14 protein-coding genes are annotated in these 14,086 nt (G+C 68.9%); 9 read left to right on the top strand and 5 right to left on the bottom strand.

All coding sequences use genetic code 11. The annotated features are described in order from the left end of the window. Positions 1-21 precede the first annotated feature (21 nt). The 3 genes from EAF64_RS07035 to EAF64_RS07025 all read left to right on the top strand — a co-directional run bounded on the left by EAF64_RS07035 (position 22) and on the right by EAF64_RS07025 (position 2,843). The gene (locus EAF64_RS07035) at positions 22-339 is read left to right on the top strand and encodes a GNAT family N-acetyltransferase (RefSeq protein ID WP_193767602.1); all 318 of its coding nucleotides are present in this window, start codon (positions 22-24) and stop codon (positions 337-339) included. Further along, positions 340-1,806 carry an MATE family efflux transporter gene (locus EAF64_RS07030; protein ID WP_129068270.1) on the top strand — a complete coding sequence of 489 codons (1,467 nt, stop codon included), beginning with the start codon at positions 340-342 and terminating at the stop codon, positions 1,804-1,806. A 242-nt stretch (positions 1,807-2,048) separates the two neighbouring features. Beyond that, positions 2,049-2,843 carry a DUF7089 family protein gene (locus EAF64_RS07025; RefSeq protein WP_129068269.1) on the top strand — a complete coding sequence of 265 codons (795 nt, stop codon included), beginning with the start codon at positions 2,049-2,051 and terminating at the stop codon, positions 2,841-2,843. A gap of 267 nt (positions 2,844-3,110) precedes the next feature. Here EAF64_RS07025 and EAF64_RS07020 read toward each other — a convergent pair whose 3' ends face one another. Both EAF64_RS07020 and EAF64_RS07015 read right to left on the bottom strand, forming a co-directional pair. Then, positions 3,111-3,689, bottom strand: a complete 579-nt coding sequence (locus tag EAF64_RS07020; RefSeq protein WP_129068268.1) for a DUF7090 family protein — start codon at positions 3,687-3,689, stop codon at positions 3,111-3,113. Between the two features lie 50 nt (positions 3,690-3,739). Further along, positions 3,740-4,165 (bottom strand): DUF2391 family protein, encoded by a 426-nt coding sequence (locus tag EAF64_RS07015; RefSeq protein WP_129068267.1) that lies wholly within the window; start codon positions 4,163-4,165, stop codon positions 3,740-3,742. A gap of 85 nt (positions 4,166-4,250) precedes the next feature. On the opposite strand from EAF64_RS07015, the gene EAF64_RS07010 reads away from it, so the two are divergent. Both EAF64_RS07010 and EAF64_RS07005 read left to right on the top strand, forming a co-directional pair. After that, a complete protein-coding gene (locus EAF64_RS07010; protein ID WP_129068266.1) occupies positions 4,251-4,931 on the top strand; it encodes a class I SAM-dependent methyltransferase in 681 nt (226 codons plus the stop codon). A gap of 135 nt (positions 4,932-5,066) precedes the next feature. Beyond that, entirely contained in the window at positions 5,067-6,077 is a 1,011-nt protein-coding gene (locus EAF64_RS07005) for an AI-2E family transporter (protein ID WP_129068265.1), read from the top strand. On the opposite strand, the gene EAF64_RS07000 is transcribed toward EAF64_RS07005, so the two are convergent. Further along, positions 6,074-6,883: a sulfurtransferase gene (locus tag EAF64_RS07000; RefSeq protein ID WP_129068264.1), complete on the bottom strand. Its 810-nt coding sequence runs from the start codon at positions 6,881-6,883 to the stop codon at positions 6,074-6,076. The two genes, EAF64_RS07005 and EAF64_RS07000, sit on opposite strands and share 4 nt — an antisense overlap. Before the next feature lie 265 nt (positions 6,884-7,148). Here EAF64_RS07000 and EAF64_RS06995 point away from each other — a divergent pair, with 265 nt between their 5' ends. Continuing rightward, positions 7,149-8,006, top strand: coding sequence for a sulfurtransferase (locus tag EAF64_RS06995; protein WP_129068263.1), 858 nt, complete (start codon positions 7,149-7,151; stop codon positions 8,004-8,006). Positions 8,007-8,072: 66 nt separating this feature from the next. Here the strand turns inward: EAF64_RS06995 and EAF64_RS06990 are convergent, their stop codons facing one another. Next, positions 8,073-9,326, bottom strand: coding sequence for an MgtC/SapB family protein (locus tag EAF64_RS06990; protein WP_129068262.1), 1,254 nt, complete (start codon positions 9,324-9,326; stop codon positions 8,073-8,075). A 118-nt stretch (positions 9,327-9,444) separates the two neighbouring features. On the opposite strand from EAF64_RS06990, the gene EAF64_RS06985 reads away from it, so the two are divergent. Next, entirely contained in the window at positions 9,445-10,068 is a 624-nt protein-coding gene (locus tag EAF64_RS06985) for a rubrerythrin family protein (RefSeq protein WP_129068261.1), read from the top strand. A 498-nt stretch (positions 10,069-10,566) separates the two neighbouring features. After that, the gene (locus EAF64_RS06980; RefSeq protein ID WP_129068260.1) at positions 10,567-11,847 is read left to right on the top strand and encodes an MFS transporter; all 1,281 of its coding nucleotides are present in this window, start codon (positions 10,567-10,569) and stop codon (positions 11,845-11,847) included. Here EAF64_RS06980 and EAF64_RS06975 read toward each other — a convergent pair. After that, entirely contained in the window at positions 11,832-12,584 is a 753-nt protein-coding gene (locus EAF64_RS06975; RefSeq protein ID WP_193767601.1) for a HEAT repeat domain-containing protein, read from the bottom strand. The genes EAF64_RS06980 and EAF64_RS06975 overlap by 16 nt on opposite strands. A 153-nt stretch (positions 12,585-12,737) precedes the next feature. On the opposite strand from EAF64_RS06975, the gene EAF64_RS06970 reads away from it, so the two are divergent. Next, positions 12,738-14,048: an MFS transporter gene (locus EAF64_RS06970; protein ID WP_129068258.1), complete on the top strand. Its 1,311-nt coding sequence runs from the start codon at positions 12,738-12,740 to the stop codon at positions 14,046-14,048. The last annotated feature ends 38 nt before the right edge of the window (positions 14,049-14,086 follow it).

The raw sequence follows: 14,086 nt of genomic DNA, 5'->3' as shown, positions 1-14,086 counted from the left end.
AGTCGATACGCCACCCGGCGGGTGTGCTCACCCGGATGCGCGTCGACCCCCCACCAGCGCCAGGGGTACGGCCAGCGATTGCTGGCCGAACTGACGCGCCGCGCCCGGGAACTCGGCTACCGGGATCTCCTGCTCGACACCGACCCGGACCAGACGGCGCCACAGGCGTTCTACCAGGCCAACGGGTTCCAGCGCACGGGAACCGTCGACGTGGAGGGGTTCGACGACCTGACGCTCGTCCTGTACCGGACGCGGCTGGACTCGTCCGCGGCCCGTGTGGTGCTGTCACGGCTTCCGCGGTCGAAAGCCACAGGGGGCTCCGGTTCGTGGTGGGTGTAGATGGGCATCCGCGACGCCGTGCGCGCCGCGTTGTTGCGGTTCCCCGCGTTGCTGGCCCGGTTCGGAGTGGTCGACCGCGAGAAGGGGACCGAGGCGTTCGACCTGGCCGTGCCGGTGATGGTCACCGGCGGGCTCCGCATCCTCCTGCGGATCGCGGACTTCCTGATGGTCGGCATCGCCATCGGCGACACGGCCATCGCCGCGCTCGAACTGGGCTTTCAGTACTACTTTCTCGGATTTGGCCTGTCGCTGGCGCTCTCTTCGGGCACGATCAGCGTCGTCTCCCGGTTGCAGGGCAGCGGCGAGTCCGCCCGCGCGGACCTGGCGGTCAAGCAGTCGCTGTGGCTTTCCCTCTCGATCTCGATCCCGCTGACTGCCCTGACCTGGGTGTACGCGGGGCCGATGCTGGACGTGCTGACCGACGACCCCCGGACCATCGAACTCGGGGCGGTCTACCTCCAGATCGTCATGCTGTCGCTTTCCTTCCGGTTCTGGAGCATGATCGCCGCGCGGGCGCTGGCCGGCAGTGCCGACACGCGGACGCCGATGTACGTCCGGCTGCTGACACTGCCGACGAACGTCGTCCTCAACGCCGTCCTCATCTTCGGGTGGGGTCCGTTCCCGGAACTCGGCGTGGCGGGCGCGGCGTGGGGGACGGCCGCCGCCAACACGCTCGCCGCGACGGTCTTTCTCGGCCTGCTCTCATCGGGGCGGTACGCCGTGCGGCTCCCCCTCCGCGGGCCGCAACTGGACCTCTCGCTGTGCCGGGAGATCGTCCGCGTCGGCCTGCCGCTGGCCGGCATGCGCCTGCTCCAGACGTTCGGCCGATTCCCCTTCCTGTTCGTGCTGGGCGTGCTGGGGACGCCCGTCGTGGCGGCCTACGCCATCGGCCGCCGGGTGATGTTGCTGGCGCTGATGCCCGCCTGGGGGTACGCGACGGCCGCCAGCACGCTCGTCGGGCAGTCCGTCGGCGCGGGCGAGGACGCCGACGCGACCGCCTACGGCTGGCAGACCATGCGCATCGCGCTGGTGACGCAACTGCTGTTCGGCGGGGTGCTGGTCGCCTTCGCCCGCCCCATCGCGCTCGCCTTTGGCACCGCCTACCCCGACCTGGCGGTGCAGTTCGTCCGCGTGTTCGGGGTGATCGTCGCCGGCTTCTCGATCTCGCGGACGATGCGGGGCAGCTTGCGCGGCGCGGGCGACACGCGCTGGCCACTGTACGGCACCTTCGCGGGGTCGTATCTGGTCCGGTTGCCCGTCGCGGCGCTGGCGCTGCCGGCGGGCTACGCGATTTCGGTCGCCGGGTTCTCCATCGCCCCCGGGCTGGGCTGGGGCCTGCCGGCGATCTTCGTCGCGCTGATCGCCGACTTCTACGTGAAAGCGGCGGTCAACACCGCGCGCTTCTGGACGGGGAAGTGGCAGGGCGTCGCCCGGAGCGCGGACGTGGGGGCGACCGGGGACGACTGACGGGATCGCCGGGAGCGAAGCGACCGGCGGCTCGACGGACGAACGGAGTGAGCGGGATGCCGACCGGAGGGAAGCCGCCGAACGGGTGAGCGGGCGAACCGTGCCCGGCACGAACTGAAGGTTTTAAACCGTAGCTGACGGTACTCGCGGGTATGAGTCAGGCAACCAAGATCGTCCTGTTGACGCTCGCCCTCACGGCCGTGCTCGCCGTCGCACAGATTCTCGGCGCCGCGCTGGCGTAGATGTTCGAGACGCGTGCGCTCGACGGTGCCCTCGCGGCAGTCCGGGAGGCCCACGCCCCGGACGCGCTCGTCCTGGGGACCGAACGGGACTTCGAGACGCTCGACCCGGCCGTCGCCGAGGAACTCGGCCTGCTGGTCGACGGCCTCGATCCCGTCTCCTTCCCCGACGAGTGGCTTCCGGCCGACGTGCCCGACCCGCTCGCCCAGTACGCCGGCAGTGACTTCACGGTCGGCCTGCCCGGCGACGGCGGCGTCACCTGGACCCGACAGACCGACCCCCCGGTCGTGTTCGTCAAGCCGCGGCTGGCCACCTCGCCCGATGCGTTCGTGGACTTCCTGCTCGCCGAGGCGCTGGTCGAGGTCGGCCTCGACCTGCCCGAATCCTTCCTCGTCTTCTTCGGGGAGCGCTACCGGGAGCTAGCGACTGCGGTGCCGCTCGACCCCGCGGGCGTCTACCAGCTGGCCGCGGCGCTGTACGTCGCGTACTGTGGCCTGCACACCCGCGAGGTCTTCGCCGACTGGGACGGCGACTTCCCCGACCTGTTCGACGCGTGGGTCGACGCCGGCCAGCGCCTCGAACCGCGACTGGGCGACCTCTCGACGGAAGTCGCCCGGGGTCAGACGGAGTTCCCGGCCGCCGCGGAACTGGCCTGTAGCGCGATCAAACACGCCGTGGACGACCGGATCGAGATCCCGGCACCCTTCGCCGCACTGGAGACGAGCGCCTACGCACAGACTGGCTCCGAGTACGCCGTCGAGTGGGCGCGGAAAACGTTCGAGCAGTTGGACCGCTGACTTTTATTCCGGGGCGACTGAGGTGCGAGTATGGTCGCCCTCGCTAGTGGTTTCCTCCCCCTCCTGGCCGGATCGGTTTTCGGATTGGTCGGCGTCCTTGTCCCGCTGCTCGTGATCCTCCTGCTGTTCTCGCTCCTGTTCGAGAGTTTGATTGACTCTCCCCGTGGTCCGCCGGTCCCCGATACGTTCTCTCGAAACGGCACTTTGGGACCGTCTATTCTGCCACGTCCGGTATGGCAGACGACTCGGTCCGATTGAGCTCCGTCGTCAGAACTCGCTGGTCACGGTGCCGTCCGCCGAGAGTTCGACGACGCCGTCGAACAGGTCGCGGTAGCCGTCGACGATCTCCTCGTCGTGGACCTCCGGCGAGAGGTGAAAGAGCCCGACGGCGCCGTGCTCCCCGAGCAGGTCGAGCAGGTCCTCGACGGCTTCGCGGGTGCGGTCGTCGTCGGCGTAGTAGGCCATCTCGGTGATGGAGTCGACGGTGATCCGGAGCTTGCCGTCGTGGGATTCGATCCACTCGCGGGCGTCTTCGACGATGCCGTCGAGGTCGTCGGGCGAGGAGACGTAGCGGACGTTGTCCGAACGGCGTCGCGTGTAGCCCCGTTCGATCGAGAGGGTATCGAGGATGGTGGCGCGGGTCTCGTCGACTTCGTAGTACTCCAGTTTCTGCTCGACCTCGCGGGCGGTGGTGCGGGTCGAGATGATGAGCATGTGGTCGGTGTCGGTGGCGAGGAATTCGGTGTCGATACGGTCGGTTTCGCCGGTGCTCGGGTGCAAGAGGAGTACGCCCGTCCCCCCGGAGATGGTGTCCGGCGTGTTCTCGATGGCGAGTTCGTAGTCCATGCGGGCAACACGGAGAGGGTCGGCGTTAAATTTGCGGGTCCGGGTGCGGGTCAGAACACGCTGTCGGCGGTGGCCGCGCCGACGACGCTGAAGATTGCACCGACGCTGATCGCTTTCGCGGTTACCAGCGCCTGTTCGAGGTGACCGAGGTCGGGGAGGAACGTCTGTGGCGCGGTGAAGGCGACCGCGAGGACGAGGACGCTCCCGAAGGCGACGCCCATCAGCGAGACGAACCGGACCGGAATGCCGCCCACTTCCTGCTCGCGCTCGGGGTCGCGGTCCTCGTCGGCCTTGTACAGCGCGCCGTAGCCGATGCCGAAGACGATGGCGACCGTGACGAGTGCGTGGAGCGCGCTCATGTTCCGCGCCAGGCTCCACACCTCCTCGGTGACGACGAACGGACCGGCCAGCAGGAACCCCCCGACCAACTGCTGGGCAGTGTCGGCGACCCGGTACCGGCGTCGTCGGCGTCCCATACCCCGAAGCGGACGCCCAGTCCGAAAAGCGTCTCGGCTCGCCCGGACCGAACCCGTTATGTCCGCGCCGCCGCTTCGCCCGGCAATGAGCGTCCGCGAAGAGTTCGACCGGTGGGCCAGCGAGGGCCGCGACAAGGGGATGGAGGAACGCCACTGGCACACCGCGAAACACGCGCTGGCGCGGATGCCGGTCGAACCCGGCGACACCGTCCTCGACCTGGGCTGTGGGAGCGGCTACGCCGGCCGTGCGCTCCGGGAGACCGCCGACGCGGGCCGGGTCTACGGCCTCGACGCCGCCCCCGAGATGGCGAGCAACGCCCGGTCTTACACCGACGATTCGCAGGTCACGTACCTCGTGAGCGACTTCGAGCACCTCCCCTTCGCCGACGACTCCGTCGACCACTGCTTCTCGATGGAAGCGTTCTACTACGCGAGCGACCCGCACGTGGCGCTCTCGGAACTGGCACGCGTCCTCCGGCCCGGCGGCACGTTCTACTGCGCCGTGAACTTCTACGAGGAGAACGTCCACTCCCACCACTGGCCCGAGATGGTCGGCGTCGAGATGACCCGCTGGTCCGAACGGGAGTACCGCCAGGCCTTCCGCGACGCGGGCCTACACGTCGCCGGCCAGGATCGCATCCCGGACCGGGAGATCACGATCCCACCGGCCGACGAATTTCCAACCGAAAACTGGGCGTCACGGGCTGACATGATCGAGCGCTACCGTACCTACGGCACGCTCCTGACGGTCGGCGTCGCTCCCTGACTCCTGCCGCGAACCCCTCTGTTTCACCTGCAAGTGCCGACTATTGAGGTGTGATACCGCTTGTCGTGCAGTGGTTTCGGCCGGTCGACGTGTTCTGGGATGAAAGTTTAGTCGGCGGGGTGGGAAGGGAGTGGCATGGCGGTAGATCGGCGTCGACGTCGCGTGTTGCTGGGGGCCTTCGTCGTACTGGCGATCCTGGCGACGGCCGTCCTGTCGGAGGTGCTCGCGACGGTGTTTTTCGCGGTGACGGTGGCGTACGTCCTCTATCCCGTGCGCCAGCTGGTCCGCCACCGTGGGTGGGGGCGACGGGTGTCGGCCGGCGTGGCGACGCTGGTGGGCTTTCTCGCGGTCGTGATCGCGGCGCTCCCGATCGTCGGCGCGCTGTACGCTCGCAGGCTGACGTTCGTCACGTTCGTCAGCGACCTCCCGCCCGAGATCCCCGTCTCGGCGTTCGGCGTCGAGTTCGTCGTCGACGTGAGCGTGGTGCGCACGCGAGCCCAGACCGTGCTGACGGACGTGGCGGTCGACCTGGCCGCGGCCGCGCCCGTCATCGCGCTGAAGACGGCACTGTTCGTCCTGCTCGTGTACGCGCTGCTGTGGCGGCCCCACGAGATCCGGGCGACGACCTTCGAACTCGTCCCCTCGGTCTACCACGACATCGTGGAGGGGTTCCACCGCCGGGTGCGGGACACGCTGTACGCGATCTACGTCCTGCAGGCCGCGACGGCCTTCGGCACCTTCCTGATCGCGTACGTCGTCTTCGCGGTGCTGGGCTACGAATCGACGCTCGTCCTCGCGGTCCTGGCCGGCATCCTCCAGTTCATCCCGATCGTCGGCCCGAGCGTGCTGGTGATCGTGCTTGGAATCTACCAGGTGACGCTGGGCAATCCCGGCGCGGCGGTGCTGGTCGTCGCCTTCGGACTGGTGCTGGTCGGGTTCTTCCCGGACGCGCTCATCCGCCCGCGACTGGCGACCTACACCGCCGGGATGCCCGGGAGCCTCTACTTCGTCGGGTTCACCGGCGGCGTCCTCACCGTCGGGATCGTCGGCTTCATCGCCGGGCCCCTGGCCGTCGCCGTCCTGCTGGAGGCCGGCCAGCAACTCTCGACGGAGATGGGCGTCGAACCCGCACCGCCGGACGACTAGCTCCCGGTTTCGAGTGGCCGTCCCTCCTCCTCCCACTCGGTGAGGCTCCCCTCGTAGAACTGCAGGTCCGGGTATCCGAGGTGCCGGAGGACGGTGTAGGTGTGGCTGATCCGCCGGGCGGTGTTACAGTAGAGGACGATCCGCTTCTCGGGCGTGATACCGCGTGCTTCGAGGACTTCCTCCATCTCCGCCCGTGATTTCAGGCCCCGGGTCTCGTCGTCGACGAGTTCCCGCCAGTCGAGCCGGACCGCGCCGGGGATGTGGCCTTCCTCGTACTCCCAGTCCTCGCGGGTGTCGACGACGACGGCGTCGGGATCGTCGGCGGCCGCGGCGACCGCGTCGGCGTCGATCAGTGGCGTCTCGATCGCGGTCGGGTCGGTGGCCTCGTAGGTCGCCGGGTCGACGGCGGTCGCCTCGCTCGTCGTCTCGCGCTCGCGCTGCCAGGCCGAGAAGTCCCCGTCCAGCAGGTGGAGTTTCGCGGGGTCGTGCCCGTACAGTTCGGCGGTCACGAGCAGGCGCGCGGCGAAGACGCCGTGGTGGTCGTCGTAGGCGACGACGTGGTCCTCGTCGGTGATCCCGGCCTCACCCATGAGATCGGCGAAGCCCTCGCCGCCGGGGAGCATCCCAGCCTCGCCGGTCTCGCCGTCAACGGCGTGTTCGCCGGCCCGGAACGAGTCGAACGGAACGTTCACCGCGCCAGGGACGTGGCCGATGCCGTCGAACTCCCAGGCGTCTCGGACGTCGACGAGGGTGACCTCGTCGCGTCGGTCGGCCACCCACGCCGCTGGAACCACTACCTCGCTCATACTCCCTGATACGCGAGCGGCCGTTTCAAGGCTTCTCTCTCGCTCTCTCTCAGATAGGGGCAATACTAACCGCCACTCTCTCACACCGGCCGGCCGCCGACGTTGCCGGTGGGCGGTTGGCCGCTCCGCACGTCTCGCGGCGTGTGACTCCTTCGCACTGTCTGCGGGGGTCGAAGGGGTAAATACTGCCGGCAGGGGGGAGGAGGGGCCGAATGTGCCGTGAGGTGCAGTACTATATGAGTCGTGGGCGTACAGGGGGACGCATATGAGCGATTACGCCAAAGACGTTCTCGTCTCTGCGGACTGGGTCGAGGACCATCTCGAGGAGTTCGAGAGCGACGATCCCGAGCATCGACTCGCGGAGGTCGACGTAGACACGGAACTGTACGAGGAGGAGGGCCACGCCCCCGGTGCCATCGGCTTCAACTGGGAGACGGACCTGCAGGACCAGACCACACGTGACATCCTCTCGAAGGAGGACTTCGAGGACCTGCTGGGCAGTCACGGCATCACGGAGGACTCGACGGTCGTCCTCTACGGTGACAACTCCAACTGGTTCGCGGCCTACACCTACTGGCAGTTCAAGTACTACGGCCACGACGACGTGCGTCTGATGGACGGCGGCCGCGACTACTGGGTCGAGAACGACTACCCGCTCACCGACGAGGAGCCGGACTTCTCCGCGCAGGACTACGAGGCCTCCGGCCCGCGCGAGTCCATCCGCGCCTACCGCGAGGACGTCGAGAACGCCATCGACCGCGGCGTGCCCCTCGTGGACGTTCGCTCGCCCGAGGAGTTCTCCGGCGAGATCCTCGCACCCCCGGGCCTGCAGGAGACCGCCCAGCGCGGCGGCCACATCCCCGGTGCCAGCAACATCTCGTGGGCCGCCGTCACGAACGACGACGGCACGTTCAAGGACGCCGACGAGATCGAGGCACTCTACGCCGAGGAAGGCATCGACGGCGACAGCACGACCGTCGCCTACTGCCGGATCGGCGAGCGCTCCTCGGTCGCCTGGTTCGCGCTCCACGAACTGCTCGGTTACGAGGACACCATCAACTACGACGGGTCCTGGACCGAGTGGGGCAACCTGGTCGGCGCACCCATCGAGAAGGGCGACTGACGGTAACACAGAGCGTCGGACGGGACGGTCTCGTCCTGCGACGATCTCCGACTTTTGCGATCCGTCTCAGAGGAAGACGGCGATCCCGAGCCCGACCGCGGCGACGACACCGAGGACGGCGGTGACGAGTTTGCCGAGCTGTCGCGTCCCGATGACCCACGCCAGCCCGGCTTTGACCAGCGTGTTCGCGGAGGCGGCGATGACGATGCCGGTCGTGGCGACTCCCGGTTCGACCGCCCCCTCGGCCGCGAGTTTGCTCAGCGTGAGCGTCATCGCGTCCACGTCGGCCAGGCCGGAGACGAACGCCGTCGCGTAGATGCCGGAGGTTCCCAGCCACGCGTTCGCGTAGTCCGAGACGAAGAGGACGGCGGCGAACAGCGCGCCGAAAAACAGGGCCGTCCGCAACTGGAACGGGTTCTCGATGTCGGCGTCGACGGTCGTCTCGACGGCCGAGCGCCAGTAGACCACGACGGCCACGACCGCGCCGACGGCGGTCATCGCGCCCAGCGGGACGGCGACGAACGGCAGGAGTGCGGGGTTGACGACCGCGACCTCGACGAGCGCGCGCGGGAACATCACGACCGCGGCGACCACCGTCGAGAACGCACACAGCTGGTACAGGCCGGGCGAGTCCCGGGTCTGTTCGGCCATCGAGACCGTCGTCGCCGTCGAGGAGACGAACCCGCCGAGGATACCCGTGAGCGCGATGCCGCGCTCGGTCCCGACGACGCGGCTCAACACGTACGCGACGAAGCTGAGGCCGGTGACGAACACGACCATCAGCCAGACGAAGCGGGGGTTGAGCCCGAACAGGGCGTCTAACTCTCGGTCGGGCAGGACCGGCAGGACGACGAACACGACGAGGACGAACTTCACCATCGCGCGCTGTTCGGCGTCGTCGATGCGGTCCGCGAACCGGTGGAGGTCCCCTTTCGCCGAGAGCAGGGCGGTGACGACCCCGCCGACGACGATGGTGACGACGGCCCCCTGACCGGAGTGGGTGGCGAGTGCGCCCAGCAGGACCGTCAGCAACGCCGCGGTCAGCGTGGTGAGGCCGACGTCCCCTTCGATCCACACCTTGGCCCCGTACGCGACGGTCAGCGGCACGGTGATGGCGGCGACGGCGACGGGGAGCACGCTCGGATAGAACGCGCCGACCAGCGCCCCGTACAGGGCGAACAGCGGGAAGGTGCGACTGCCGGCGAAGCTCCCGCCGGACTCGCTCTGCTCGCGCTCCAGCCCGATCAGGGCCCCCACGCCGAAGGCGATACCCAGCCGGAGGACGAGCGTCGGCAGCGACTCGACGGGTGGCACGGCCATCTCCCTGCCGACTATTCTCGACACCGAGGTGAAAGTTCTGGATGCGCCGCGGGAACGCCCGGTCGACATCCCTGCCAGTGTCGATGCTTACAAGCGCCCGCCTGCCGAACCGGGGCCCATGAACGCGGCAGACTTCCTCGACGGCGTCCGCCAGGCACAGCAGACCGAACTCTCCAGACTCGGCTCCTCGAAGTCGCTGTACGCGGACACCGAGGGCGAGATGGAGGAAGACGCAGTGCTTGCGGCCGTCGCCGACACCTTCCACCACGCGGCGGCTACCTTCGAGACGTGGGCCGACGAGGCAGACGGCGCTGCCGCCGATCTCTTCGCCGACGCCGCCGATCTGACCGGCGAGCAGTACGGCACCGTCGCCGGCGAACGCGGCGACCACGAGGCCGGCGCGCCGTCCCCGCTCGCCGAGTCCATGCAGGACCTCGACACCACGCCCGAGCGCGTCGCCGGCGTCCTCGGCTGGGCGCTGGTCGTCGAGAACAAGATCTCCCAGGCCGTCGGCTTCTTCGTCGGCCAGGCCGCCCCACAGACCGCCAGCACCTTCCGTGACGTGCGCGACGCCGTCGACTCGCTCGTCGACGACGCCGCCGACACCCTCGTCGACGTGTGTGCGACCGATGCGGACGAAGACCTGGCCCACGAGGCCGCCGTCGACACCATCCAGGCCGCCTACGACGACTACTTCGACACCCTCGAAGACTTGGGCGTGAATCCGAAACCGGTCTGCTGAACCCCCACCTTTTTCCCGTCGTTCGAGAGAGCGAAGCTCTCTCGTGATGACGAAAGACGCCTTCGGCGTCTTTCGAACCACTCGGGTGGCCTGCGGCCACCATCTGCTCACGGGCGCTTCGCGCCCGTTCGCATGGTATGCGGGAGCTCCGCTCCCGCACTACTCGCGGCAAAAACGTGGTTCCCGTGAGCCGAAGGCGAACGGGAGTCCACGAAAACCGGAGGTTTTCGGTATGCCACGAGAGCGTCGCTCTCGTGAGCACTCGAAAGACGCTGCGCGTCTTTCGGTGGCGAAAAAGGCGCGAGCGGCGGCGCCGCTCGCGAGGAACCGCGCGCCACAGGCGCGCGGATGCTGGTGCCCGACCGCACGGCGACCGCCTGACCGCCACACCTCTCTGCCAGACACTCCCAAACAATGTTGCACTTCTGCTCCGTAGGATGAACGCTGGCTGTCTCTGGACTACGAATACTTAACAACCAGCGGATCGGATCGGGGCGTGTGCGCATCTGGTCGGACCCGACGAAGCGGCGCTGGATCGCCTGGACAGCGCTCGCGGCGGCCTACGCCCTGGTCAGCGTCCACCGGCTCTCGACGGCGGTGCTGGCCGAGCAGTTGGCGACGGCCTTTTCGACGACGGGCGCGGCGCTTGGCACCCTGCACGCCTCGTTTTTCTACATCTACGCGGCGATGCAACTCCCCGCGGGCTTCGTGGCGGATAGGGTCGGAAGCCGCCGTGCCGTCACCGCCGGCACCGTCGTGATGAGCGTCGGCGCGCTCGCCTTCTCGGTCGCGGACTCCTATCCGGTGGCCTTCCTCGCCCGGGCACTGATCGGGCTCGGCGGGAGCCTCCTCTTTATCGCCATCCTGCGCTTCTGTGCGAACTGGTACCGACCGACCGAGTTCGCCCGCATGAGCGGGCTGACCATCGCCGCCGCGGGCTTCGGCGGCGTCCTCGCGACCACGCCGCTGGCGGTCGTCGTCGCGGCGACCGACTGGCGGACGACACTGTTCGGGCTCGGCCTCGCCGGCTTCGTGCTGGCGACCGTCGCCTACCTGCTCGCCCGGGACTCGCCGGCCGACGCCGGCCTCGCAGAGATCGAGGGCGTCCCGCTGGCGAAAACGCCCTCGCTGTCGGCGGTGGCCAGCAATGCCGCGGGCGTCCTCCGCGAACGGGAGACCTGGCTCGTCGGCACCGTCCTGTTCTGTGGCACCGGCGTCAACATCACCGTCTTCGGGCTCTGGGGCGTTCCCTACGTCGTCCAGACCTACGAGGGCGTCTCCGTCACCGGCGCGTCGGTGTACACGCTGGCCGGGAGCGCTGGTCTCCTACTCGGCCCGCCGCTGGTCGGCTGGCTCTCGGACCGTCTGGGCCGCCGACTGGGACTGATGGTCACCGCCCAGGCCGCCTTTACCGGGTCCTTTGCCCTGCTGGCGATCACCGGTCAGCCACCCCTGCCTGTCGTCGCCCTCGCGTTCTTCGCCGCGGGCTTTCTGGCCGGCGGGTACGCGCTGGGCTACACCGTGATCAAGGAGCGCCACGAGAGCGGGGCCAGCGGTGTCGCCACCGGGACGGTCAACACCCTGGGTTTCACCGGCGCGGCGCTGTTCCCGACGCTGATGGGCCTCATCCTGGACGCTTACAGAACTGGTGAGACGATCAACGGCGCGCAGGTCTACTCGACGCTGGGCTACCGGATCGCGTTCGGACTGGCGGCCGCCGCCGGCCTCGTGGCGTTGCTGGCCTCGATCACCCTCTATCGGTCTCAGGAGAACCAGTAACTGGCCACGCGGTCGAGCCAGTCGTCGGCGGCGTCCCTGACTTCCCGAGCTTCGTCGCCGGTCGCCGCCTCCAGCGTCGAGCGAATCCGCGGGTCGGGGCGTTCGTCCGGCCGCCGGGCCGTCACCGCCAGCCGTCCGAGCGCCGTGACGACCGCCCGGCGGACGCTGGGGTCGTGCTCGGCGCGGAACTGCGCGACCAGGCGGTCGACGGCGCGCTCCCGGCCACGGTGACCGAGGTGTGTCGCCGCCTCCCGACGCGCGGCCGGGTCGTCGCTGTCGAGCTGAGACAGGTACGCCTCGTAGGATCGACCCGTCGGCGACATCCCGGTGACGTGGACGACCGGGTCGGCGAGTTCGAGGAAGTCGCCCACGTAGAGCCGCCGGTCGACCGAACTCGTGTCGAACCGGACCGTCCCCGATCCCACGTCGAGCAACGCCTCCGTCCCTGCCTCGTCGACGGTGACGACGATGCCGTAGAAGGTGACGGCGTCGCCGCCCGACCGGGCAGCGATCCCGGCCTCGCCCGTGGGACGGGATTCCACGGCGGGCACCTCCGCGGAGAGCTCCATCTCCCGCTCGGTGCCCACGGCGTCGGGTGTCACCACTGTCTGAGGGTCGTAGACGGCGATCGTCGCACCGTCGCCGACCTGCAGGCGGACGTGACGGCTACGTCGCGGCCGACGGCGAACCGTTCCCGGTTCGATCGCCTCGATCTGGACGGGGAGGGCGGCGTCCATGTCACGGCGCATGGAACCCACTCAAAAAACTTCTGCCCCCGTTTCCGACCGTGACCCACACGAAACCACCGCCCTGCGAACGGTGTTTCAGTCGACGAGACAGTTTCTTGAACCGACACAACGTTTTTTGAACTGGTACTGGAGGGTGAGGTGATGGGCGTCTGGTCTGATCCCGTTCGGCGGCGCTGGATCGTGTGGACGGCACTGGCGACGGCGTTCCTCCTGGTGAACGTCCACCGGCTCTCGACGGCGGTCCTCTCGGCTGACCTCATGCGAGCGTTCGACACCACCGGGACCGCCCTCGGCACCCTACACTCGGCGTTTTTCTACGTCTACGCCCCGATGCAGGTGATCGCGGGTGTGCTCGCCGACCGCCTGGGCATCCGCCGGACCGCGACCGCCGGCACCGTCGTGATGAGCCTCGGCGGCCTCGCCTTCGGCCTCGCCGACTCCTACGCCGTCGCCTTCCTCGCGCGCCTCTGTATCGGGCTCGGCGGAAGCGTCGTCTTCATCGCCATCCTGCGCTTCTGTGCCAACTGGTTCCGCCCCGGCGAGTTCGCCACGATGAACGGCCTCACCGTCGGCGTCGCCGGACTGGGCGGCATCCTCGCGACGACGCCGCTGGCGGTCACCGTCGCCGCGCTCGGCGTCCGGACGACCCTGCTGGGCATCGGCGTCGTCGGCCTGCTGATCGCCACCATCGTCTGGGTGCTGGCCCGTGACACCCCAGAGGACGCGGGCCTCCGGTCGCTGGACAACGTGCCGTCCGCGCCGACGCTCTCCCTGCGCGAGGTCGGCCGGAACGTCCGGACCGTCTTCGGCCAGCGCGAGACCTGGCTGGCCGGCCTCGCCCTCTTCACGTCGACCGGCCTCAACATCACCGTCCTCGGGCTGTGGGGCGTTCCCTACGTCTCGCAGGTGTACGACGTGTCGATCACCACCGCGTCGACGCTGACCCTGCTCGGGAGCGTCGGCCTGCTCGTCGGCCCACCCGTGGCCGGCCGCATCTCGGACGGTCTGGGCCGCCGCACGGAGTTGATGGTCGTCGGTGCGGTCCTCTACACCGCGACCTTTGCCACGCTCTCGATCGTCGGCAAGCCGCCGTTCGCGGTCGTCGGCCTCATGTTCTTCGTCGTCAGCTTCCTCGCCGGCGGGTACGCGCTGGGCTACACCGTCGTGAAGAACCGCCACGGTGCGGGGGCCTCCGGCGTCGCCACCGGCGCGGTCAACGCCGTCGCCTTCTCGGGTGCCGCGGTCTTCCCGACCGCCATGGGCGCGATCCTGGACGCCTACTGGACCGGCGAGACCCTCGCCGGCGCGCGCGTCTACACCATGTTCGGCTACCGGGTCATGTTCGCGCTCGCCGCCGTCAGCGGCCTCGTCTCGCTCGCCTGCGTGAGTTACCTCCACCTCCGGACCGGTGGGTCGGGGACGGCTGCCGAGGGCGGGGCTGTGGAGGGGTAGTCACCGTTCGCTCGCGGTCTTCACGAGCGAGCGCCTGA

The organism is Halorientalis pallida (assembly GCF_004118325.1).
GTDB lineage: Archaea > Halobacteriota > Halobacteria > Halobacteriales > Haloarculaceae > Halorientalis > Halorientalis pallida.
Note: the sequence above shows the minus strand (reverse complement) of the source record. Positions and strands in the feature narration are given on the sequence as shown.